General features: G+C 64.7%; 22 protein-coding genes and 1 tRNA gene. 14 read left to right on the forward strand and 9 right to left on the reverse strand.

Annotated features, from left to right (window positions below):
• Positions 1-82: 82 nt before the first annotated feature.
• The 5 genes from IB259_RS15545 to IB259_RS15565 all read right to left on the reverse strand — a co-directional run bounded on the left by IB259_RS15545 (position 83) and on the right by IB259_RS15565 (position 5,496).
• Entirely contained in the window at positions 83-1,102 is a 1,020-nt protein-coding gene (locus IB259_RS15545) for a tripartite tricarboxylate transporter substrate binding protein (protein ID WP_225588872.1), read from the reverse strand.
• A gap of 110 nt (positions 1,103-1,212) precedes the next feature.
• On the reverse strand, positions 1,213-1,992 hold the full coding sequence (locus tag IB259_RS15550) for an SDR family NAD(P)-dependent oxidoreductase (RefSeq protein WP_054452198.1): 780 nt from the start codon (positions 1,990-1,992) through the stop codon (positions 1,213-1,215).
• Between the two features lie 130 nt (positions 1,993-2,122).
• Positions 2,123-3,058: a 4-hydroxy-tetrahydrodipicolinate synthase gene (locus IB259_RS15555; protein WP_119450446.1), complete on the reverse strand. Its 936-nt coding sequence runs from the start codon at positions 3,056-3,058 to the stop codon at positions 2,123-2,125.
• A 40-nt stretch (positions 3,059-3,098) separates the two neighbouring features.
• Complete coding sequence (metC, locus tag IB259_RS15560) at positions 3,099-4,319, reverse strand: cystathionine beta-lyase (protein WP_192329664.1); 1,221 nt, start codon at positions 4,317-4,319, stop codon at positions 3,099-3,101.
• Positions 4,320-4,536: 217 nt separating this feature from the next.
• Entirely contained in the window at positions 4,537-5,496 is a 960-nt protein-coding gene (locus tag IB259_RS15565; protein WP_054459354.1) for a LysR family transcriptional regulator, read from the reverse strand.
• Positions 5,497-5,675: 179 nt separating this feature from the next.
• Between IB259_RS15565 and IB259_RS15570 the strand changes: the two genes are divergently transcribed.
• The gene (locus IB259_RS15570) at positions 5,676-6,134 is read left to right on the forward strand and encodes an Lrp/AsnC family transcriptional regulator (RefSeq protein WP_054459352.1); all 459 of its coding nucleotides are present in this window, start codon (positions 5,676-5,678) and stop codon (positions 6,132-6,134) included.
• Between the two features lie 71 nt (positions 6,135-6,205).
• On the opposite strand, the gene IB259_RS15575 is transcribed toward IB259_RS15570, so the two are convergent.
• A tRNA-Gly gene (locus tag IB259_RS15575) sits at positions 6,206-6,279 on the reverse strand.
• A 185-nt stretch (positions 6,280-6,464) separates the two neighbouring features.
• On the opposite strand from IB259_RS15575, the gene trmB reads away from it, so the two are divergent.
• From trmB to lysM, 5 genes are all read left to right on the forward strand, one after another.
• Entirely contained in the window at positions 6,465-7,289 is an 825-nt protein-coding gene (trmB, locus tag IB259_RS15580; RefSeq protein ID WP_175212698.1) for a tRNA (guanosine(46)-N7)-methyltransferase TrmB, read from the forward strand.
• The gene (gene pip, locus IB259_RS15585; protein ID WP_054459347.1) at positions 7,289-8,227 is read left to right on the forward strand and encodes a prolyl aminopeptidase; all 939 of its coding nucleotides are present in this window, start codon (positions 7,289-7,291) and stop codon (positions 8,225-8,227) included. Before trmB ends, pip begins: the two co-directional genes overlap by 1 nt.
• A gap of 14 nt (positions 8,228-8,241) precedes the next feature.
• Positions 8,242-8,442 (forward strand): sulfur carrier protein ThiS, encoded by a 201-nt coding sequence (gene thiS / locus IB259_RS15590; protein ID WP_054459345.1) that lies wholly within the window; start codon positions 8,242-8,244, stop codon positions 8,440-8,442.
• Positions 8,443-8,724: 282 nt separating this feature from the next.
• Positions 8,725-9,042, forward strand: a complete 318-nt coding sequence (locus IB259_RS15595) for a hypothetical protein (protein ID WP_192329498.1) — start codon at positions 8,725-8,727, stop codon at positions 9,040-9,042.
• Positions 9,043-9,085: 43 nt separating this feature from the next.
• Entirely contained in the window at positions 9,086-9,532 is a 447-nt protein-coding gene (gene lysM / locus IB259_RS15600; RefSeq protein ID WP_054459342.1) for a peptidoglycan-binding protein LysM, read from the forward strand.
• Positions 9,533-9,794: 262 nt separating this feature from the next.
• On the opposite strand, the gene ffh is transcribed toward lysM, so the two are convergent.
• The gene (gene ffh / locus IB259_RS15605; protein WP_054459340.1) at positions 9,795-11,201 is read right to left on the reverse strand and encodes a signal recognition particle protein; all 1,407 of its coding nucleotides are present in this window, start codon (positions 11,199-11,201) and stop codon (positions 9,795-9,797) included.
• 106 nt (positions 11,202-11,307) lie between these two features.
• On the opposite strand from ffh, the gene IB259_RS15610 reads away from it, so the two are divergent.
• The 4 genes from IB259_RS15610 (at position 11,308) to IB259_RS15625 (ending at position 13,703) form a co-directional block, all read left to right on the forward strand.
• The gene (locus IB259_RS15610; protein ID WP_054459338.1) at positions 11,308-12,150 is read left to right on the forward strand and encodes an inner membrane protein YpjD; all 843 of its coding nucleotides are present in this window, start codon (positions 11,308-11,310) and stop codon (positions 12,148-12,150) included.
• Between the two features lies 1 nt (position 12,151).
• Positions 12,152-12,415, forward strand: a complete 264-nt coding sequence (locus tag IB259_RS15615; protein WP_158598561.1) for a PP0621 family protein — start codon at positions 12,152-12,154, stop codon at positions 12,413-12,415.
• A gap of 72 nt (positions 12,416-12,487) precedes the next feature.
• The gene (gene ampD, locus IB259_RS15620; RefSeq protein ID WP_119450465.1) at positions 12,488-13,066 is read left to right on the forward strand and encodes a 1,6-anhydro-N-acetylmuramyl-L-alanine amidase AmpD; all 579 of its coding nucleotides are present in this window, start codon (positions 12,488-12,490) and stop codon (positions 13,064-13,066) included.
• Between the two features lie 16 nt (positions 13,067-13,082).
• The gene (locus IB259_RS15625) at positions 13,083-13,703 is read left to right on the forward strand and encodes a glutathione S-transferase family protein (RefSeq protein WP_054459332.1); all 621 of its coding nucleotides are present in this window, start codon (positions 13,083-13,085) and stop codon (positions 13,701-13,703) included.
• 17 nt (positions 13,704-13,720) lie between these two features.
• Here IB259_RS15625 and IB259_RS15630 read toward each other — a convergent pair whose 3' ends face one another.
• Positions 13,721-14,539, reverse strand: a complete 819-nt coding sequence (locus IB259_RS15630) for an IclR family transcriptional regulator (protein ID WP_125470192.1) — start codon at positions 14,537-14,539, stop codon at positions 13,721-13,723.
• Positions 14,540-14,873: 334 nt separating this feature from the next.
• Here IB259_RS15630 and IB259_RS15635 point away from each other — a divergent pair, with 334 nt between their 5' ends.
• The 4 genes from IB259_RS15635 to IB259_RS15650 are packed head-to-tail and all read left to right on the forward strand — an operon-like array spanning position 14,874 to position 19,022.
• Positions 14,874-15,875 (forward strand): 2-dehydro-3-deoxygalactonokinase, encoded by a 1,002-nt coding sequence (locus IB259_RS15635; protein WP_192329500.1) that lies wholly within the window; start codon positions 14,874-14,876, stop codon positions 15,873-15,875.
• Positions 15,876-15,884: 9 nt separating this feature from the next.
• The gene (locus IB259_RS15640; protein ID WP_054459326.1) at positions 15,885-16,538 is read left to right on the forward strand and encodes a 2-dehydro-3-deoxy-6-phosphogalactonate aldolase; all 654 of its coding nucleotides are present in this window, start codon (positions 15,885-15,887) and stop codon (positions 16,536-16,538) included.
• Complete coding sequence (gene dgoD, locus IB259_RS15645; RefSeq protein WP_054459324.1) at positions 16,535-17,683, forward strand: galactonate dehydratase; 1,149 nt, start codon at positions 16,535-16,537, stop codon at positions 17,681-17,683. Before IB259_RS15640 ends, dgoD begins: the two co-directional genes overlap by 4 nt.
• Before the next feature lie 28 nt (positions 17,684-17,711).
• Positions 17,712-19,022: an MFS transporter gene (locus IB259_RS15650; protein ID WP_119450466.1), complete on the forward strand. Its 1,311-nt coding sequence runs from the start codon at positions 17,712-17,714 to the stop codon at positions 19,020-19,022.
• Positions 19,023-19,101: 79 nt separating this feature from the next.
• Here IB259_RS15650 and IB259_RS15655 read toward each other — a convergent pair whose 3' ends face one another.
• Positions 19,102-20,301: an MFS transporter gene (locus IB259_RS15655; protein WP_119450468.1), complete on the reverse strand. Its 1,200-nt coding sequence runs from the start codon at positions 20,299-20,301 to the stop codon at positions 19,102-19,104.
• Between the last annotated feature and the right edge of the window lie 32 nt (positions 20,302-20,333).

Below are 20,333 nucleotides of genomic sequence, written 5' to 3' on the forward strand. Positions count from 1 at the left end.
GTCTGGCCCGGGTCCGGACACGGCTTTTCCCAAGCGCCCGGAGCGCCCCTCGATGGGGCGCTCTGGTTCTTGGGAAAGCGCCTTATTCCGCGGTGATATTGGCCTGCTTGATGATGGCGCTGTATTTGTCCGTCTCGGCCTGGATGTACTGCGCGAAGTCCGCGCTGTTCCGGTAGGAGCTTTCAAAGCCGAGGTTGTCGAGTTGCTCCTTCATGCTGGCGGACGTCATGACTTTCTGCGTGGCGACTTCCAGCTTCTTGAGTATCGGCTCCGGCAACTTGGCTGGCGCCCACAAGCCATACCAGGAATAAAACTCGAAATTCTTCAGCCCGGCTTCGCGCATCGTGGGAACGTCCGGAAGCAAGGGGCTGCGCTTGTCGCCGGTTACCGCCAACGCGCGTATCTTGCCTGACTTGACCATCGGCAGCGAGGATAGCATTGGATCGGCCAGCGCGTGAACCTGTCCGCCGATCAGATCGGTCAAGGCGGGACCGCCGCCTTTGTAGAGGACGATCGGGATCTTCAGATCGGAAAGACCGCCTTCATATGCAAACTGCGCGATGGCGAGGTGCCCCGCCGAGCCAAAGCCCGTGGTTGCAAAATTGTATTTGTTGGGAGCTGCCTTCACCACACCGACGAACTCCTGCACGGTCTTCGCGGGGACATCGTTGTTCACGCTGAATATCAATGCGCCTTGCGCCAGACCGCTGATGGGGGTGAAATCCTTCACCGCATCGAAGGTCATCTTCTTCCCATAGAGCAGCGGGTTGATGTTGTGGATCGAGGCATTCAGGTACAACGTATAGCCATCTGCCGCCGAACGGGCGACCACGCCTGCGCCCACCATCCCGGACGCGCCTGCCCTGTTGTCGATGATGACCGATTGCTTCAGCTCCTCGCCCAGCTTCACGGCAAATATGCGGGCGAGGCCGTCGACGGAGCCGCCAGGAGGATGAGGCACCACGATGGTAATCGGGCGGCTGGGATAGGAGGCATCCGCCTTCGACTGCGCCTGTACCGAACCCAGCACGGCCAATCCACCGACAACTGCCGCAATGCCTTTCATGCAAAGGCGGCGAGAACGAATAGGGGTATTACGCATGACGAACGATCTCATTGAAAATGGTTGGGCAACGAATACCGCCCCCCCTCTTCGGCCCCGCAATACATGAAAAAAGGCCGGCGTGGAAAGCGGGGATGATCGTAGGCGAATCAGTAGGTGCCTGGATAGGCTGCGCCGTCTATTAAGATATTCTGGCCGCATATATAGCCGGATTGGGCCGCGCAGACATATGCGCAAAGCGCGCCCAATTCCTCGGGCTCGCCGTAGCGGCCGGCAGGATTGTTGGATCCGCGCTCCGTCCACAGCTGTTCAAAACTCTTGCCGCCTGGCTCCAGCATTCCTTCTATGTGATGCCGCTGCGCATCGGTGGCGAAGACGCCCGGAAGCAGGTTGTTGATGGTGACGTTGTGCCGCACCGTCTGGCGGGCCAGGCCCGCAACAAAGCCCACCAGGCAGGAGCGCGCACCATTGGAAAGGCCGAGTTCAAGCTGCGGGGTTTTGACGCTGCGTGAAACGATGTTCACGATGCGGCCGAAGCGGCGTTCCATCATGCCGTCGACGACCCGCCGGATCATGTCGATCGGCCCGAGGGCCATGGCATCAAGGGCCGCATGCCAGTCGGACTGGGTCCACTGGCGGAAGTCGCCGGGCGGCGCGCCGTCTGCGTTATTGACCAGAATATCGGGCGCGGGACACGCCGCAAGCGCCGCCTCCCGCCCTTCATCCGTGGTGATATTGGCAACTGCGTATCGGACCCGGGTTCCCGTGGCCGCCGTGATTTCCTCAGCGGCCTGGGCCAGCGTGCTTTCCGTGCGCGCCGCGATGGTCACGTTGACGCCTTCGCTTGCCAACTGATGGGCGCAGGCGCGGCCCATTCCCTTGCTGCCGCCGAAAACCAGCGCGTGGCGGCCTCGAATTCCCAAATCCATAGCGTTTCCTATTGCAAAGGCGCAGCCCGATCCATGACATGAAATGGCCGGAAAGGAATTCAGTCAGCAGGAAGCCGCAAGGCGGACAATCTCCCAACGCGCGTTCTTTCCGGCCCCATCCTGCAAGGGATCAGGCGGCCTTCAGTTGCAGCGAATTCCAGCCGTACTTCTTGTCCAGCCCCAGCGCCTTGACCGCGCGCAGGCCCTTGAGCAGAGGCTCTCCTTCCAGTGCGCGCAGCGGCTTGCGCAGTTCGCCTGCCGGCAGGCCCACGGCCTTCATCAGCGATTTGATGGCCACGGGGTTGATGGCCGAGTACGAGTAGTGCAGCAATTGCAGATTGCGCAAATAGGATTCGCGGAAGCTGAAGCTGACCTCGGGCGAGGTCCAGGGCTGGGAAATTTCCGTCAACTCTGCCGGCGCGATATTGCCGGTCATGTTGGCCGTGCCATGGCCACCCAGGCTCATGGTCGGCACGACCAGGCCCAGATTGGGCGAATCGCAGCACATTACGGATACGTCGGGCGCGCCGTATAGCACCTGCGCCACCTGGCCCACGCGCGTGGTGGATTCCTTGTGGACCACGTAGTTCGGGTGCTTGAAGATGCGCAGCAGCTGATCCCAGTGCAGATCGCTCTTGACCCGCGGCGGATTGTTGTAGATGCCCAGCGGCAGATCGGTGGCGTCGGCTATCTCGAGGAAATAGCTTTCGATGTCCGCTTCGGAGGCGCAGATGTAGGCAGGCGCTGCCAGAATGGCGCCATCGGCGCCGTTGGCCCGCGCAAAGCGCAGGTAATCCATGGTGGCCTCGGTGTTGTTGCCGGTGCAGCCATAGAAGAGCTTCATCTTGCCGGTCTTCATCTTCGCGGTTTCCACGATGATGTCCTGGCGCTCTTTTTGCGACAGCATGGAAACCTCGCCCGTGGATCCCATGATGAGCACGGCGCTGGTGCCGTTGTCTTCCTGGAACTTCAGCAGTTCGCGGAAGGCTTCGTAATCGGGACTGCCATCCTTGTTGAAGGGCGTAATCAGGGCCACGAAGGACCCGGTGATCTTCATCTTGCTCATGTGTATCTCCAGTAATGGACGAGTCAAAAATGGTGGAAGCTCAAACCGAGCGGGCGACTTCTTTCTGAGTATCTTGCTGCTGCGCGTCCTGGCAGGCAAGCATCGCAGCCAAACCTTGCTTCAAGTCGGCGATCAGGTCTTCCGGGTCTTCCAGCCCCACATGCATGCGTACTGCCTTGCCCTTGTGAGGCCAGCGATCACCATGGTGCTTACCCGGAGTGAACGGTATGGCCAGGCTTTCATATCCGCCCCAGGACACGCCGATTCCGAAATGATGCAAGGCATCGACAAAGGCGGCGACTGATTCGTCGTCGCTGGCGCGCAGGACTACCGTGAACAGGCCGCTTGCCCCCTTGAAATCACGCTTCCAGATGGCATGGCCCGGATGCGACAGCAGCGCGGGATGCACCACGGCCTCGACCTCGACTTGTTGTTCCAGCCACTGGGCCACGCGGATTCCCGACGCCATATGCTTCTGCAGCCGCACGTCCATGGTGCGCAGCCCGCGCAATGCCAGGAAGATATCGTCGGGACTGGCCGTCTGGCCCATTTCCTGCGTCGTCTCCCTGACCTTGGGCCAGGTGGCTTGGTTGCAGGTCACCACGCCCAGCATGGCATCCGAATGACCCACGATGTACTTGGTCGCGGCATGGATGGACACATCGACGCCATGCTCAAAAGCCTTGAAGAACAATGGCGTGGCCCAGGTGTTGTCCATGACGACAAAGGCGCCGTGCGCGTGTGCGGCCGCCGCGATGGCGGGAATATCCTGGATTTCGAGCGTTTCGGAACCCGGCGATTCGACAAATACGACGCGCGTATTGGGCTGCATGAGCGATTCGATGCGCTTGCCGCAAGCAGGGTCGTAGACCTGTACCTCAACCCCGAAGCGGCTGAGCACGCGATCGAGGAAGGAGCGGGTCGGGGAATAGGCGCTATACGAAACCAGGATATGGTCGCCGGCCTTGAGCAATGCGGTGAGCGTCGTGGCGATGGCCGCCAGGCCCGAGGGAAAGACCAGGGAGCGGTGTCCGCCTTCCAGGGTGGCCATGGCCTCCTCGAACGCGTGGGTGGTGGCGGTTCCATAGCGGCCATAGGTGGTGGCGCCCGGCTCTTGCGCGGCGCGGGCGCGCTTCATTCCTTCCCATTCCGCCATGCTGCCCGCGAGTATCGTCGATGCCCTGCAGATGGGGGTATTCACCAGGCCGCCAAAACGTTCCGGATGCCGGCCTGCGCTGACGAGTTGAGTGCTTTGCCTCATGAACTTCAATCTCCGTGGATGCACGGCCAGCGCTTCCAGGGGAAGTCGATGACCACTGATGACGTGATCAAGTCTATGAGGAGAGTGGGTGAAAACTCTTCGATTTTTTACCCCTTCCGGAGGCAAAAAGAGAAAAATAATCACCGCCGAATCCTGACAATCTGGCGAAGGCGGACTGGCTAAGCCGGGTCAGCTCAGACCCGGGGGAGGAAAGGCCTCAGCTTCGGGCAGCGGCGCGCGCGCGTCTCGGCCTGCTTGCGTCAAGGGAATTCCACCGGCCCGCGCGTTCTTCGATGGTGGAGGGAAAAATCTCCAGGCAAAGCTTGTGAAGCGAACGGACGAACGGATTCGATTTCAGGAACATGGCTTCCCCGAAATAGATGGGAATCCTCGGCGCGTTGGGAAGCGCGATGCAGCTCAGGCGCCGATCCGACTCGTCGATGCACCACGTGGGAAGCAATGCGAAACCCAGGCCTTCATCGACGCAACGCTTGACGCTCATGCTGGTCGAAGTAGACACCGCGACCTTGGGCTGCTCGTTGCCGACCGACAAATAGTCCAGTGCGATATTGCGGAGCATCTGGCCCGGTTCATATGTCACCAGCGGCCGCCCAAGCGCCCATTCCGGAACAGCCGTCTCATCGGCTGGCGCCGGCCAGCTCGACGGGAACGCCAGCGCCGGCTGGTAGTGGCAGATAACGCGCTGCGGAATCACGGTGTCGCCGAAATAGCGCTCGCTCAAACAGACATCCAGCGAGCCGTTGCGGATCAGCTCCGGCAGCGAGACGTCCTTTTCGTAGCCGACGATCTCGACGTTGGGATACATGCGCCGAAACTTCGTCAGCACCGGCGGCAGCAGGTAGTAGAAGATCGCGTGCGGCATCCCGATACGGATGACTGGCCGTTCCTTGTCGATCAGGTTGCCCAGGCGCGTCAGCATGACGTCGAATTCCGGCGCCAACAGCCGGTAAAGGCTGGTGCCGCGCGGAGTGAGCTTGATCGACTTGGCGCCGCGCCCAGCCACCACCAGCTTCTCGCCGACGCGCTGCTCGAGGCGCCGGATGTGATTGGCCACCGACTGGTAGGTGATGTTCAGCCGGCGCGCCGCGGCGGAATACGTGCCCTCCTGTGCGACAAGGAAAAAAGTCTGCGTGAGAGTAAGGTCCACCTCTTGCATCGCGCCTCCGGCTCGCCGGCTCAAATATAAAATTTCTTGTAGGTTTGGCTCGATGAATTGTATCGCCCCCGGGGGTAGCGGCCTATAACATCGACCTCAGGTTTGGCCTCCGAACCGCGCGGCGGCAACGGCATACAGGTATGTACGCTGCGCAAAAGGGAGGGTAAGTTGAGTGAGCCATGGACAAGAAAGATCGCTGCATCCTCGCGTTGCTTCAGACTGATGCGCGCCTCTCGAACAATGAAATCGCCGAACGGGTCCACCTGTCCCCGACCGCGTGCTGGAAGCGGATTCAGCATCTGCAGGCGTCCGGCCTTATTCGCCGCCAGGTTTGCCTGTTGGACAACAACAAGGCGGGGCTGGGCGTGACTGTGTTCGTGTCGATAAAGACGAACCGCCATGACCTGAATTGGCTCGAGAAATTCTCGCTCGGCGTCAAGGATATGCCCGAAGTCATGGAGTTCTATCGGATGACCGGCGACACCGACTACCTTCTCAAGGTGGTGGTGCCCGATATCGCCGGGTTCGATTTCGTCTACAAGAAGCTCATCCAGGTCGCTGAACTGTTTGACGTCAGTTCGAGTTTTGCGATGGAGGAACTCAAGTACACCACGGCGTTGCCACTTGACCATCTTTGATGCGCAGGCGCGACAAGCCCCAGTCTGAGGGAATTGCATCCCAAACCGAGGAATTGGACGTGGCGCGTAATTGGAGCGGGTGATGGGAATCGAACCCACGCTTGAGGCTTGGGAAGCCGCCGTTCTACCATTGAACTACACCCGCTCGGGTGTCGTGCCCTCGGCGCAAAGCCGGAGCAGAGGCGGCGATTATAGCGCGCCTTTTTTCATCGCTGCTGGCCGCCGCCGCCCTGCTGCAACAGGCCCTCAGCCTCAAGGTTGTAAATATGTCCCCAATTTAGTGCATCTGGGCGACAGCGGCATGCCGGGCCTGCCACTACAATTCGGGCTATGAATACGAACACCCCCGAAAACAACCCCGCAGCCACCTCGGCCCCGGCTGCCGCAAGCGCCCCCGCGACGCCTGGCGGCGAGCCCTCGGCTACCGCCGTTTCCCCAGAAACGCAGGCGGCGCTGGCCAGTACCGCCCACGCTCCCAACAGCCCGGGCGCGACCCATATCCGCAGTTTCGTGCACCGCCGCGGCCACATTACGCAGGGCCAGCTGGCCGCGCTCGAGCGCCTGATGGGCCAATGGTCCATTCCCTATGCGCCGCGCCGCCTGGATCCCGCCGCCGCCTTCGGCCGGCAGGCCCCGACAGTGCTGGAAATCGGCTTCGGCATGGGCGAGACCACCGAGAAGATCGCGCTGGCGCGCCCGGACGACAATTTCCTGGGCGTGGAGGTGTTCAACGCTGGCGTGGGCTCGCTGCTGCGCCGCATTGAAGACTCCAATATCCCGAACCTGCGCATCATCCAGCACGACGCGGTGGAAGTGGTGCGCGACATGATCGCCCCCGATTCGCTGGCCGGCGTGCATATCTATTTCCCCGATCCGTGGCCGAAGAAGCGCCATCACAAGCGCCGCCTGATCCAGCCCGCGTTCATCGCGCTCCTGGCCAGCCGCATCGCGCCGGGCGGCTACATCCATTGCGCCACCGATTGGGAAGACTACGCGGTGCAGATGCTGGAAGTGCTGGGCAATGAGCCGCAGCTTGCGAATACCGCGGACGGCTACGCTCCGCGCCCCGATTACCGCCCTCTGACCAAATTCGAGAACCGCGGCCTGCGACTGGGCCACGGCGTCTGGGACCTGATCTTCAAGCGAGTCGCCTGATGCTATACCCGCCCATCGAACCCTACCGCCAAGGCACGCTGGACACCGGCGACGGCCACCAGATCTACTGGGAACTCTGCGGCAATCCGCAGGGCAAGCCCGCCGTGTTCCTGCATGGCGGCCCCGGCAGCGGCTGCTCGCCCGTGCACCGGCAGCTGTTCGATCCGCAGCGCTACAACGTGCTGCTGTTCGATCAGCGCGGTTGCGGCCGTTCGCAGCCCCACGCCAGCCTGGAGAACAACACGACCTGGCATCTGGTGTCCGACATCGAACGTCTGCGCACCGAGGTCATGGGCGCGGAAAAGTGGCTGGTGTTCGGCGGGTCCTGGGGTTCGACGCTGGCGCTGGCCTATGCGGAAACGCACGTGTCCCACGTCAGCGAACTGGTGCTGCGCGGCATTTTCGGGCTGCGGCGCGCGGAGATCCACTGGTTCTACCAGGAAGGCGCGTCGTGGCTGTTCCCCGACCGCTGGGAAGAGTACCTGGCGCCGATTCCAGAAGACGAGCGCGGCGACCTGGTCGCGGCGTATCACAAGCGCCTGACGGGCGACGACCCGGCCGAGCAGTTGCGCGCCGCCAAGGCCTGGAGCAAATGGGAAGACAGCACCATCACGCTGCTGCCCAGCCCGCGCCACCAGCAAAGCCATGCCGCCGACCGCGCCGCGCTGGCGTTCGCGCGCATCGAGAACCACTACTTCGTGAACCGCGGCTTCATGGAAGAAGGCCAGCTGATACGCGATGCGCACAAGCTGCGCGGCATTCCGGGCACCATCGTGCAGGGGCGCTACGACGTCTGCACGCCCGCGCGCACCGCCTGGGACCTGCACCGCGCCTGGCCCGAAGCCGAATTCCACCTGGTCCCGGATGCGGGCCATGCGTTTGACGAACCCGGCACGTTGGCGCGGCTGATCGCCGCCACCGACGGCTATGCGCGATAACTGAGGAGACCTGCATGCACATCACCCTGAACGGAGACGCACGGGAGTTTCCCCTGGACACGACCGTGAACGAGCTGCTGGAAGCCCTGGGCTATGCCGGCAAGCGCGTGGCCGTGGAACGCAACGGCGAAATCGTGCCCAAGAGCCAGCACGCGCAGACCGCGCTGACGGACGGCGACCAGATCGAAATCGTGGTGGCCGTGGGCGGCGGCTGACACCGGCGCCGCGCTGAAACACTGCCAAGACAAGGGCCGCTGCGATAGCGGCCCTTGTCGCATGTAGCCGCGCGCCCGATGCGGTTTAGACCGATCGCGGCGCATTCCCTGCAAACTGACCAGCATTCTTGCGTAGTCTGCCGACAGGCTAGCAACCTGTTACACGTTAACCCCTCGTCGCCCGGGGAATGTGCGAGTCATAATCGTTCCTGCTGGTTTCGTACGTTCGTCTTGCTGTTGTTCTAGCGTTGCACATCGCCCTCGCGGGGCAGAGGAGGCATCATGAACACCGCAGTCATCATCAACCTGATCATCCAGCTTGTCGCCGGCGCTGCCGCAGGCAATGGCTTGGGAAAGATGCTCCAGCAGTTCAATCTGGGTCCGTTGGGCAATACCATCGCAGGCGCCATCGGCGGCCTGGCAGGGGGTTCCTGGCTGGCTCCGATGATCACCGCGGGAGCTAGCGCGGCGGCAGCAAGCAATACGGGACTGGATCTTTCCGCGATCGCCAGCAGCGTGGTCGGCGGCGGCGTCGGTGGCGCCGTGCTGACCTTGATCGCCGGCATCGTGCGCAAAATGTTCATGGGCCAAAAGCCCTGATGGCACTTGTTTCTCTCACCGCAACATAGATAAAGGAAACACTATGGGTCTGCTCAATTTCATCAAGGACGTTGGAGAAAAGCTCTTCGGCGCCAGCGAGGCCAAGGCCGCGACGGCGGACGAATTGAAGAAAGAGCTCGATAAGCACGGCCTGAATGCCGACGGCTTGCAGATCTCGGTCGATGGCGACAAGGTCACGGTGGCGGGCGAGGCCCTCAGCACTGAAGCGGCGGAGAAAATCACTCTGGCGCTGGGCAACACCGTGGGCGTGGCCCAGGTGGACAACCAACTGAAGGTGAAGCAGGCCACCCCGGAAGCCAAGATGTACACGGTGCAAAAGGGCGACAACCTGTGGAAGATTGCCGAAGCGCAATACGGCAAGGGCCAGGGCGCGAAGAACAACCTGATCTTCGAAGCCAACAAGCCCATGCTGACCAGCCCCGACAAGATCTACCCGGGCCAGGTGCTGCGTATCCCGCCCCTGTCCTGATCATTGCCGTAAATCGGACAGGCTGGAAGGCACCCATGCGCTTTCCGGCTTGCATCGCGGCAGGCGCCCCCTGCTAGCCGCGATTACTTGGCCAGACGCAATGTCTGGCCATTTTTTTCGCCCGTCTCTCCAATGAAAAATGCCCCAACAGGGGCATTCCGGTCCGGCGCAAGAAGGGTCTTTTCCGCAGGGCTGCCTAGGGAAAAAGCGCCCCCTTTTGGGGGGCACCGCCAGCGCACGCAGTGCGCGCGCCGTGGGGGCATCACTTCATTCCGAAGCGGCCCAAGCCCTTCATCCCGCCCATGGCGCGCATCATCTTGGCCATGCCGCCCTTCTTCATCTGCTTCATCATGCCCTGCATCTGGTCGAACTGTGCCAGCAGGCGGTTGACCTCTTGCACCGGCACGCCGGAGCCGGCCGCGATGCGGCGCTTGCGCGAGGCCTTGATGAGTTCGGGCTTGGCGCGCTCGGCCGCCGTCATGGAGTTCAGGATGCCTTCGGTGCGGCGCAGCTGCTTTTCAGCCTGACCACCCTGCAATTGGCCAGCGGCCTGTTGAAACTGGGCGGGCAGCTTTTCCAGCAGCGAGCCCATGTCGCCCAGCTTCTTCACCTGGCCCAGCTGGTCGCGAAAGTCGTTCAGGTCGAACTTGTTGCCCGACTTGATCTTCGCGGCGAGCTTCTGGGCTTCGGCGATGTCGATGTTCTTCTGGGCCTGTTCGACCAGCGAGACGATGTCGCCCATGCCCAGCACGCGCTGCGCCATGCGCTCGGGATAGAACGGCTCCAGGCCATCGAGCTTTTCCGAGACGCCGACGAACTTCAGGGGCTTGCCGGTAACGTGGCGCACCGACAGGGCCGCGCCGCCGCGGGCGTCGCCGTCCAGCTTGGTCAGCACCACGCCGGTCAGGGGCAGCGCTTCGGCAAAGGCGCGCGCGGTGTTGACCGCGTCCTGGCCCTGCATGGCGTCGACCACGAACAGCGTTTCCACCGGCTTGACCAGGTCATGCAGCGCGCGGATTTCGCGCATCATGGCTTCGTCGATGCCCAAACGGCCGGCCGTGTCCAGGATCAGCACGTCATAGTGATGGCGGCGGGCGTGGTCCACCGCGTTGCGGGCGATGTCCTCGGGCTTCTGGCTGGGGTCGGACGGCAGGAAGTCCACGCCCACCTGTGCTGCCACGCTCTTCAGCTGATCGATAGCGGCCGGGCGGTAGACGTCGGCGGACACCACCAGCACTTTCTTCTTGCCGGTCTTGCGGCCGTGCTGGGTGTGCTGGCCTTCGCTGAGCCAGCGCGCCAGCTTGCCGGTGGTGGTGGTCTTGCCGGCGCCCTGCAGGCCTGCCATCAGGATGACGGCAGGCGGCTGCACCGCCAGCGACAGTTCGCCGGAGTCGGCGCCCAGATCGCCGCCCATCAGGGCGGTCAGTTCCTTGTGGACCACGCCCACCAGGGCCTGGCCCGGGCTGAGGCTGCTGGCGACTTCTTCGCCCAGCGCCTTTTCCTTCACGCGCGCGACGAACTCGCGCACGACGGGCAGTGCCACGTCGGCTTCCAGCAGCGCCATGCGCACTTCGCGCAGCATCTCCTGGGTGTTGGCCTCGGTCAGGCGGGCTTCCCCGCGCAGCGTCTTGACGACGCGCGACAGGCGTTGAGTTAGGTTATCGAGCATGAGAGGCGTTTCCGCTTAAACTAGTTGATTGAACGGTGGCCGCAGGCGCGGATTCTGCGCTTTCGGGCGGCATGCGCCCCAAGGCCCCATCCAGACAACGGTTTCTATGTCACTAGGCATTGTATTTCACACGGCGGCTGCCTTGGCGTACGCGGTGCTGGGAGGGTCGCTTTGGATCCGCCTGGCCCGTGGCGGCGGCGTGGAACAGACCGGCAAAATCGCCCGCCTGTGCCTGCTGGGTGCCCTGGTTCTCCATGGAATCGGGCTGCAACAATCGATGCTGGGGGCCCAGCATCTGTTCATCGGGTGGGCGTTGGCCCTGTCCGCGGCCATCTGGCTGGGCATGGTGGTGTTCTGGCTGGAAAGCCTGCTGGTGCGCATAGACGGCCTGCAATTGCTGCTGCTGCCGGCAGCCACCATCGCCAGCGGCCTGGCCGCAATCTTTCCCCAGGGCCAATTCGTGCCCCATGCCAACGACGCGTGGCTGCGCGTCCACCTGCTGATCGCCCTGGCGGCCTACGGCCTGATCACCATCGCCGCGCTGCACGCCATGATGATGGCGCTGCTGGACCGCCATCTGCATCGCCCGCTGGAAGCTCCCGCCGAACGCAGCATCGTCGGCCGCGTGCTGGACTCCCAGCCGCCGCTGCTGGTGCAGGAACAGCTGCTGTTCCGCATCATCTGGATCGGCTTCATCGTGCTGACGCTGGCCGTGGGCACGGGTTCGGTGGCGTCCATGAAGCTGACGGGCAAGATCCTGCCCTTCGACCACAAGACCGTGTTCACGCTGCTGTCATGGCTGACCTTCGGCGTGCTGCTGGCCGGCCGCCACGTCTGGGGCTGGCGCGGCCGCGTCGCCCTGCGCTGGACGCTGACGGGTTTCGGGTTCCTGATTCTGGCCTATACCGGCAGCCGGTTCGTGCTGGAAATGATTCTGCATCGAGGTTGAAGTGGGCAAGTTGCTGTTCTGGATTGTTCTGATCATCCTGGTGCTGTTCGTGGCCCGTCTGGCGGGCCGCATGGCCGCGGCGCGGCAAGCCGGCCAGCAGGGCGCGAAAAAGCCCAAGGCCGATGCGCGCGGCCCCAAGCCGCTGGAGTCCATGGTGCGCTGCGCCCACTGCGGCATCCATCTGCCCCGGTCCGAAGCCTTGCAGCAGAACGGCCAGACCTGGTGCAGCTCGGAACACGCGCGCCTGGGCCCGGCCCGGCACTGATCCGCCTGATTAGAGGCTTGCCGCCCTGCACGGCATAATGCGTGTTGGAAACCACACGCATGCTCTCTTCCCATGGCCTTGCTTCTGGATCGTCATGGCTGGCTGGCGCCAGCCCCGGGTGTTTCGCTCATGCCCTCCCCCAACTGCGACGCGCGCCCTGCCGGCGCGCAGGCGTCGCTGCTGGTGCTGCACAACATCAGCCTGCCGCCGGGGCGATTCGGCGGCCCTGAAGTCGCGGGGCTGTTCCTGAATACGCTGGACTACGGTTCGCATCCCTGGCTGGAACGGCTGCGCGGCTTGCGCGTGTCGGCGCATTTCTTCATCCGCCGCGACGGCAGCATCATCCAGTTCGTATCCACCGACGAACGCGCCTGGCATGCGGGCGTGTCGCGTTTTGCCGGCCGCGAACGCTGCAATGACTTTTCCATCGGCATCGAGCTCGAGGGCACGGATACCCTGCCCTATGCCGAAGAGCAATACCTGGCGCTGCGCAAGCTGACGCCGGCTCTGCGCGCGCGCCATCCGCTGGCCGCCGCCTGGGGCCATGAACACATCGCCCCGGGCCGCAAGACCGATCCCGGACCCGCTTTCAACTGGACGCGCTTCTCGCGCGACAGCGGCTTTGCACGGCGGCAGCTGCCGCCCGTCTGACACTAAAGGAATGGTTATGTTGAAGATCTGGGGACGCCTGACTTCCGTCAACGTTCAGAAAGTCATGCTGGCGGTGCGCGAACTGGCCCTGCCGCACTCCTTCACGCAGGCTGGCGGTCCGTTCGGCGTGGTCGATACGCCCGAATTCGCCAAGCTGAATCCCAACCGTACGGTCCCCGTCATCGACGACGGCGGCTTCGTGCTGTGGGAATCGAACGCCATCGTGCGCTATCTGTCCGCGCGCTACGGCGTGGGCAGCCTGTGGCCGGAAGACGTGTGCCTGCGCGCCGACGCCGACCGCTGGATGGACTGGCAGGCCACCGAATGGCAGGGCGTCATGGGTCCGGCGTTCCTGGGCCTGATCCGCACGCCCGAGGAAAAGCGCGACCGCGCCGCCATCGAGAACTCGGTCAAGCGTTCGAATGCCCGTGCCCTGATCCTGGACCAGGCCCTGCAGGGCCGCGAGTTCATCGCCGGCCGCCAACTGACCATGGGTGATATCGCCCTGGTCTGCTCCGCCCACCGCTGGCTGGCCCTGCCGATCGAACGACCGGACACGCCGGCGCTGTCGGCCTGGTACCGCCGCGTCATGATGCGTCCGGCCCCGCAGGGCGTGCTGACGCTGCCGCTGGAATAAGACACAGGGCCGCGGCCTCAGCCGCGGTCCACCTTCCATCCCAGTTCCGCTGAAATCCCCGCTGCGGCGCCCTGCACCACGGCGACCATGTCGCGCATGCGATCCAGCGACATATAGGGCACCGTGCTGGACACACTGATGGCGGCGACGATGCCGCTGGACGCGTCGCGCACGGGCGCCGCCACGCAGCGGATCGACGGTTCGTTGTCTTCCAGGTCGAACGCGTAGCCGTGGGCGGCATAGTCGCGCATACGGTCGCGGAAGGCCTCCCAGGTCTGGCTGCCGCCTCCCGCGCGCGACGACACCGGCGCGCCGACACGGTATAGCGCTTTCCACTGCGGTTCTTCGGTATCCAGCAGCAAGGCCTTGCCCACGCCCGTGGCGGCCAGCGGCATGCGGTGCCCCACGCGCGAGCGCATCTCCAGCCCCTTCTTGCCGGGGATCTTTTCCAGATACAGGACTTCGTCGTTGTCGCGCACGGCCAGGTGGATGGTGTCGCCCGTCTGTTCCGCCAGGCTGTCCAGATAAGGACGCGCCAGCGTCGCCATCGGAAAGGCTTCGCGCGCCTGGAAACCCAGTTCGATCAGCTTCGGCCCCAGCACATAGCCCACGCCGGGCAGGGACCGCAGATAGCGTTCCTGCACCAGGCAGCTGGCCAGCCGGTGTGTGGTGCTGCGCGCCACGCCGATGCGGGCGCAGATTTCCTTCAGGTCGCGCGCGCCGCCGGACACGGCCTGCACCACCGCCAGGCCGCGCATCAGCGTCTGCGTGCCGGCGGGCGCGGCGCCATCGGGGTCCAGGGTGGGCGTACGGTCGGAAGTCTGCGTAGAGGTCATGAAAGCGGGGCCGGGCGACAAAGAGAACGATTGCAAGCATAACCGCCACCATCGCAGCGAGATGCGGGGAAAAGGCGCGCTTTCCGGGCGATATGCCCGGAGGATGCTCCAGGCGCAGGGAGCGCGCCTCATCACCGTTCTTTCCCTGTATGTGGGATTTAATTCTATATTTTGAGATTTTTCAAGCGCTGATCTAGAATTTTTCCCATCGCCCGCCGCGTGCTCACGAACATCCGGCGGGCCTGAGACAACAAGGTCCGCAGAGCCCTGCCCCCGCGCCAGCCTCACCGCGCGTCCGCAGCCCGGTTTGCGGCCGGAAACGAGACAGCTTCTGATGACTACCGGATCTCCCGCCCGCGCGGCGCTTATCGCGCTGGATTGGGGCACCTCCTCGCTGCGCGCCTACCGTCTGGATGCCGCCGGCCGCACGCTGGACACGCGCCATCTGCCCTGGGGCATCATGCGCCTGCCGCAGCCGCTGCAGGACGGCGCCGCCACCACCGCCCTGTCGGGCTTCGAGCTGGCCTTCGAACAGGCTTGCGGCGATTGGCTGCGCGCCGAACCGGCCCTGCCTGTGATCGCCTGCGGCATGGTCGGCAGCGCCCAGGGCTGGAAGGAAGCCGCCTACCTGGATGTGCCGGTCGACCTGCAGCGCATCGGCACGCTGCTGACCCAGGTCGAACGCGAGGACGGCCCTGCCCTGCACATCGTGCCCGGCCTGATCCAGCGCCATGGCCTGCCCAACGTCATACGCGGCGAAGAAACCCAGGTCGTCGGCGTGATGGCGGACCAGGCGACCCGCAGCGCCGACAGCGTCCTGATAGGCCTGCCCGGCACGCATTCGAAGTGGGTCAGCGCCCGCCGCGGCCGCGTCACCCACTTCGACACCTTCATGACCGGCGAGGTCTACGCGGCGCTGCGCGGCCACACCATCCTGGGCCGGACCATGGCCGACGCCGCCAGCGCCGACATGGCCGCCTTCGAGCGCGGCCTGAAGGTTGCCGGCGCGCCCGCCGGCCGCGCGGGCGTGCTGTCCACCATCTTCAGCACACGCGCGCTCGGCCTGACCGGCGAACTGGCGCCCGAATCGCAGGCTGACTATCTGTCGGGCCTGCTCATCGGCCATGAAATCGCGGCGCTTGCCGACATGCTGCAGCAGCAGGGCGAACTGCCCCGCATCGTGCTTTGCGGCGACCCCGCGCTGTGCCGGCGCTACATCCAGGCCATGCAGCACTACGGCCTGGGCACGCCCGAACAGGCGCAGAACGCCACCGAGCGCGGCCTGTGGCACCTGGCCATCTGCGCCGGGCTGATCGCCTCGCCCTCCACGGAATAGGAACCAAACATGAACCATCCCGGTCTGCAAACCGCCATGGCCCACTGCGGCCTGATCGCCATCCTGCGTGGCATCAAGCCCGCCGAGGCCGAAGCCATAGGGCAGGAACTCTATGCCGCGGGCTTTCGCCTGATCGAAGTGCCGCTGAATTCGCCCGATCCGCTGGACAGCATCCGCGCCATGCGCGCGGCGCTACCCACCGACTGCCTGATCGGCGCGGGCACCGTGCTGGATCCCGAGGACTGCGCCCGCGTGCAGCAGGCCGGCGGCGAACTGATCGTCATGCCGCACAGCGACGCCGCAGTGATCCGCGCGGCCAAAGCGCTAGGCATGGCCTCCTGCCCCGGCGTGGCCACGCCCACCGAAGCCTACGCCGCACTGGCGGCCGGCGCCGACGTGCTGAAGATGTTTCCGGCCGAACAACTCGGCCCCGTCGTGCTGAAGGCCTGGCGCGCCGTGCTGCGCCCGCCGATCGCGCTGGCGCCCGTGGGCGGCATCACGCCCGACAACATCGCGATTTACGCCCAGGCGGGCGCCAGCGGCTTCGGCCTGGGCTCCGCCTTGTACAAACCCGGCCTGTCGGCCGCCCAAGTCGGCCAGAACGCGCGCGCATTCATCGCGGCCTGGCAACGCGCCTATCCCGCCCAGGAGACCCAAGCATGAAGATCACCAAGCTCACCACCTACATCGTGCCGCCGCGGTGGTGCTTCCTGAAGATTGAAACGGACGCCGGCATCGTAGGCTGGGGCGAACCGGTCGTCGAAGGCCGCGCCCATTCGGTCGCCGCCGCCGTCGAGGAACTATCCGACTACCTGATCGGCAAAGACCCCCGCAACATCGAAGACCACTGGACCGTGCTGTACCGCGGCGGCTTCTACCGCGGCGGCGCCATCCACATGAGCGCGCTGGCCGGCATCGACCAGGCCCTGTGGGACATCAAGGGCAAGGACCTGGGCGTACCCGTGTCGCAGCTGCTGGGCGGCAACGTGCGCGACCGCATCCGCGTGTACTCGTGGATCGGCGGCGACCGCCCGGCCGACACCGCCGCGGCCGCCAAGAGCGCCGTGGAGCGTGGCTTCACCGCCGTGAAGATGAACGGCACCGAGGAACTGCAGTACATCGATTCCTTCGACAAGGTCGAGAAGTGCCTGGAGAACGTGGCCGCCGTGCGCGACGCGGTCGGCCCCAACGTAGGCATAGGCGTGGACTTCCATGGCCGCGTGCACAAGCCCATGGCCAAGGTGCTGATGAAGGAGCTGGACCCGTTCAAGCTCATGTTCATCGAAGAACCCGTGCTGAGCGAACACTACGAAGCATTGAAGGAACTGGCCCCGCTGACCTCCACCCCGATCGCGCTGGGCGAACGCCTGTTCTCGCGCTGGGACTTCAAGCGCGTGCTGTCCGAAGGCTATGTGGACATCATCCAGCCTGACCCGTCGCACGCCGGCGGCATCACCGAGACCCGCAAGATCGCGGCCATGGCCGAAGCCTATGACGTGGCGCTGGCGCTGCACTGCCCGCTGGGCCCGATCGCGCTGGCCACCTGCCTGCAGATCGACGCCGGTTGCTACAACGCCTTCATCCAGGAACAAAGCCTGGGCATCCACTACAACGCCGCCAACGACCTGCTGGACTACGTCAGCAACCGCGAAGTCTTCGCCTACGAAGACGGCATGGTCGCGATTCCGCAAGGCCCGGGCCTGGGCATCGAGGTCAACGAGGAATACGTGAAGGAACGCGCCGCCGTGGGCCACCGCTGGCGCAACCCGATCTGGCGCCACGCCGACGGCAGCTTCGCCGAATGGTAAGCCGATAGAGAGAAAGAGGAGACATCCCTTGTCCACTGCCACCCACGCCGGCCTGCAGGGCGCCCAGCGCCCCACGCGCAGCCGGTACCTCATCATGGTGATGCTGTTCATCACCGTCGTCATCAACTACCTGGACCGCAGCAACCTGTCGATCGCAGCACCCGCGCTCAAGGACGAGTTCGGCCTGGACACCGTGCATGAAGGCCTGATCCTGTCGGCCTTCGGCTGGACTTACGCCGCCATGCAGATCCCCGGCGGCTGGCTGGTGGACCGCGTGTCGCCGCGCGTGCTGTACGCGGCCGCGCTGATCCTGTGGTCGGCAGCCACGTTCTTCATGGGCTTTGCCGGCAGCTTCGTCATCCTGTTCGTGCTGCGCCTGGCCGTGGGCGCGCTGGAAGCCCCGGCCTATCCGATCAACAACCGCGTCGTCACCACCTGGTTCCCGGAACGCGAACGCGCCACCGCCATCGGCTTCTATACCTCGGGCCAGTTCGTCGGCCTGGCGTTCCTGACGCCGGTGCTGGCCTGGCTGCAGCACCACTACGGTTGGCATATGGTGTTCGTCAGCACCGGCCTGCTGGGCATCGTGTGGGGCGTGCTGTGGTTCATGATCTACCGCGAGCCGCGGCAGTTCAAGGGCGCGAACGCGGCGGAAATCGAGCTGATCCAGCAAGGCGGCGGCGTGGTCGACCTGGACCGCAGCGTCAAGGAAAAGAAGGCCCCGTTCAACTGGAACGACCTGGGCCTGGTCATGAGCAAGCGCAAGCTGTGGGGCGTGTACCTGGGCCAGTTCTGCCTGACGTCCACGCTGTGGTTCTTCCTGACCTGGTTCCCCACTTACCTGGTCAAGTACCGCGGCATGGACTTCATCAAGTCCGGCTTCCTGGCGTCGGTGCCCTTCCTGGCGGCCTTCATCGGCGTGCTGTGCTCGGGCGTGCTGTCCGACTTCCTGATCCGCCGCGGCGCCACCGTCGGCCTGGCGCGCAAGCTGCCCATCATCCTGGGCCTGCTGATATCCACGTCCATGATCGGCGCCAACTTCACCGACTCCACGCCTTGGGTGATCTTCTTCCTGGCCGTAGCCTTCTTCGGCAACGGCCTGGCGTCGATCACCTGGTCGTTGGTGTCCACGCTGGCGCCGGTGCGCCTCCTGGGCCTGACGGGCGGGGTGTTCAATTTCGTCGGCAACCTGTCGTCGATCTGCACGCCCATCGTGATCGGCTTCCTGGTGACGAAGGACAGCTTCGCGCCCGCCATCGTGTACGTGTCGTCGCTGGCCCTGCTGGGTGCGCTGTCGTACATCCTGCTGGTGGGGAAGGTGGAACGGATCGAGGCCTGAGCGACGCCGCGATTTCCCTGCATGAAGAAAGGGCGCCTGCATGCACAGGCGCCCTGTTTACTTGCTGCGCGTCGCGGCTTCAGCAGCCCTGCATCGCCAGCTTGCGTTGGCGCTGGTTGCTGGCGCGCTGCCACAGCACCAGGCCCAGACCCGCTGCGGCGATGATCGCGCCGGCGACCGGCACCGCGGCATAGCCCATGCCCGCCGAGATCACGCCCCCGCCCGCTGCGGCGCCTACCGCGTTACCCAGGTTGAAGGCGCCCACGTTCACTGACGACGCCAGCCCCGGCGCATCGGTGGCGGCGCGCATGACGCGCATCTGCAGCGGCGGCACCACCGCAAACGTGCCGAAACCGAAGATCAGCAGCCCAATGGCGGCGCCGGTCTGCGTCGTAGCGAGCCACGGGAATGCCAGCAAGTCGGCGATGATCAGCACCAGGAAGGCGATCAGGCTGCCATCCAGCGAACGGTCGGCAAAACGCCCGCCCACCGTATTGCCGATAGTGAAGCCGATGCCGATCAGCACCAGCATCGCCGTGACGAAGTTGGGCGATGCGCCCGTCAGTTCGGCCAGGGTCGGCGCCACGTAGGTGTAAAGCGTGAACATCGCGCCCGCGCCCAGCACCGTGGTGAGCAGGGCCACCAGCACCACCGGACTCTTCAACACGGCCAGCTCGCGGCGGATGTCGGGACGGCGTCCGGCCTCGCCGGCCGGCAGCGCGAACCACAGCGACAGCATCGCGATCAGGCCCAGCACCGAGGTCGCGGCGAATGACATGCGCCAGCCTATGACCTGACCCAGCCACGTGGCTGCGGGCACCCCGCCGACGTTGGCGATGGTCAGCCCCAGGAACATGGTGGCCACGGCGCTGGCCTGCTTGTGGCGCGGCACCACGCTGGCCGCCACCAGCGAACCCAGGCCGAAGAAGGCGCCGTGGTTCAGGCTGGTGACCAGGCGCGCCAACAGCAGCGTCGTGTAGTTGGGCGACAGCGCGGACAGCACGTTGCCCACCGTGAAGATCGCCATCAGCACCAGCAAGGCGTTGCGGCGCGACCAGCGCGACAGCGCCAGCGTCATCAGCGGCGCGCCCACCATCACGCCGATGGCGTAGGCGCTGATCAGCATGCCGGCGCTGGGTATGGACACGTCCACCCCTTCGGCGATGACGGGCAACAGGCCCATGGGAGAAAACTCGGTCACGCCGATGCCGAAGGCACCGACGGCGAGCGCCAGCAATGGCAGGCCGGCCTTCACCGGCTGGGAGTCCTGGGGATTCATCTGGTTTCCTTGGGTTCGATTGCGCCGACCGG

The organism is Achromobacter sp. ACM04, assembly GCF_014851465.1.
In the GTDB taxonomy this organism is placed as follows: Bacteria; Pseudomonadota; Gammaproteobacteria; order Burkholderiales; family Burkholderiaceae_B; genus Achromobacter; species Achromobacter aegrifaciens.

Coding starts and splice junctions, on each gene's coding strand:
- IB259_RS15545 (WP_225588872.1), bottom strand. CDS start 1,102: ATGCGTAATACCCCTATTCGTTCTCGCCGCCTTTGCATGAAAGGCATT.
- IB259_RS15550 (WP_054452198.1), bottom strand. CDS start 1,992: ATGGATTTGGGAATTCGAGGCCGCCACGCGCTGGTTTTCGGCGGCAGC.
- IB259_RS15555 (WP_119450446.1), bottom strand. CDS start 3,058: ATGAGCAAGATGAAGATCACCGGGTCCTTCGTGGCCCTGATTACGCCC.
- metC (WP_192329664.1), bottom strand. CDS start 4,319: ATGAGGCAAAGCACTCAACTCGTCAGCGCAGGCCGGCATCCGGAACGT.
- IB259_RS15565 (WP_054459354.1), bottom strand. CDS start 5,496: ATGCAAGAGGTGGACCTTACTCTCACGCAGACTTTTTTCCTTGTCGCA.
- IB259_RS15570 (WP_054459352.1), top strand. CDS start 5,676: ATGGACAAGAAAGATCGCTGCATCCTCGCGTTGCTTCAGACTGATGCG.
- trmB (WP_175212698.1), top strand. CDS start 6,465: ATGAATACGAACACCCCCGAAAACAACCCCGCAGCCACCTCGGCCCCG.
- pip (WP_054459347.1), top strand. CDS start 7,289: ATGCTATACCCGCCCATCGAACCCTACCGCCAAGGCACGCTGGACACC.
- thiS (WP_054459345.1), top strand. CDS start 8,242: ATGCACATCACCCTGAACGGAGACGCACGGGAGTTTCCCCTGGACACG.
- IB259_RS15595 (WP_192329498.1), top strand. CDS start 8,725: ATGAACACCGCAGTCATCATCAACCTGATCATCCAGCTTGTCGCCGGC.
- lysM (WP_054459342.1), top strand. CDS start 9,086: ATGGGTCTGCTCAATTTCATCAAGGACGTTGGAGAAAAGCTCTTCGGC.
- ffh (WP_054459340.1), bottom strand. CDS start 11,201: ATGCTCGATAACCTAACTCAACGCCTGTCGCGCGTCGTCAAGACGCTG.
- IB259_RS15610 (WP_054459338.1), top strand. CDS start 11,308: ATGTCACTAGGCATTGTATTTCACACGGCGGCTGCCTTGGCGTACGCG.
- ampD (WP_119450465.1), top strand. CDS start 12,488: ATGGCCTTGCTTCTGGATCGTCATGGCTGGCTGGCGCCAGCCCCGGGT.
- IB259_RS15625 (WP_054459332.1), top strand. CDS start 13,083: ATGTTGAAGATCTGGGGACGCCTGACTTCCGTCAACGTTCAGAAAGTC.
- IB259_RS15630 (WP_125470192.1), bottom strand. CDS start 14,539: ATGACCTCTACGCAGACTTCCGACCGTACGCCCACCCTGGACCCCGAT.
- IB259_RS15635 (WP_192329500.1), top strand. CDS start 14,874: ATGACTACCGGATCTCCCGCCCGCGCGGCGCTTATCGCGCTGGATTGG.
- IB259_RS15640 (WP_054459326.1), top strand. CDS start 15,885: ATGAACCATCCCGGTCTGCAAACCGCCATGGCCCACTGCGGCCTGATC.
- dgoD (WP_054459324.1), top strand. CDS start 16,535: ATGAAGATCACCAAGCTCACCACCTACATCGTGCCGCCGCGGTGGTGC.
- IB259_RS15655 (WP_119450468.1), bottom strand. CDS start 20,301: ATGAATCCCCAGGACTCCCAGCCGGTGAAGGCCGGCCTGCCATTGCTG.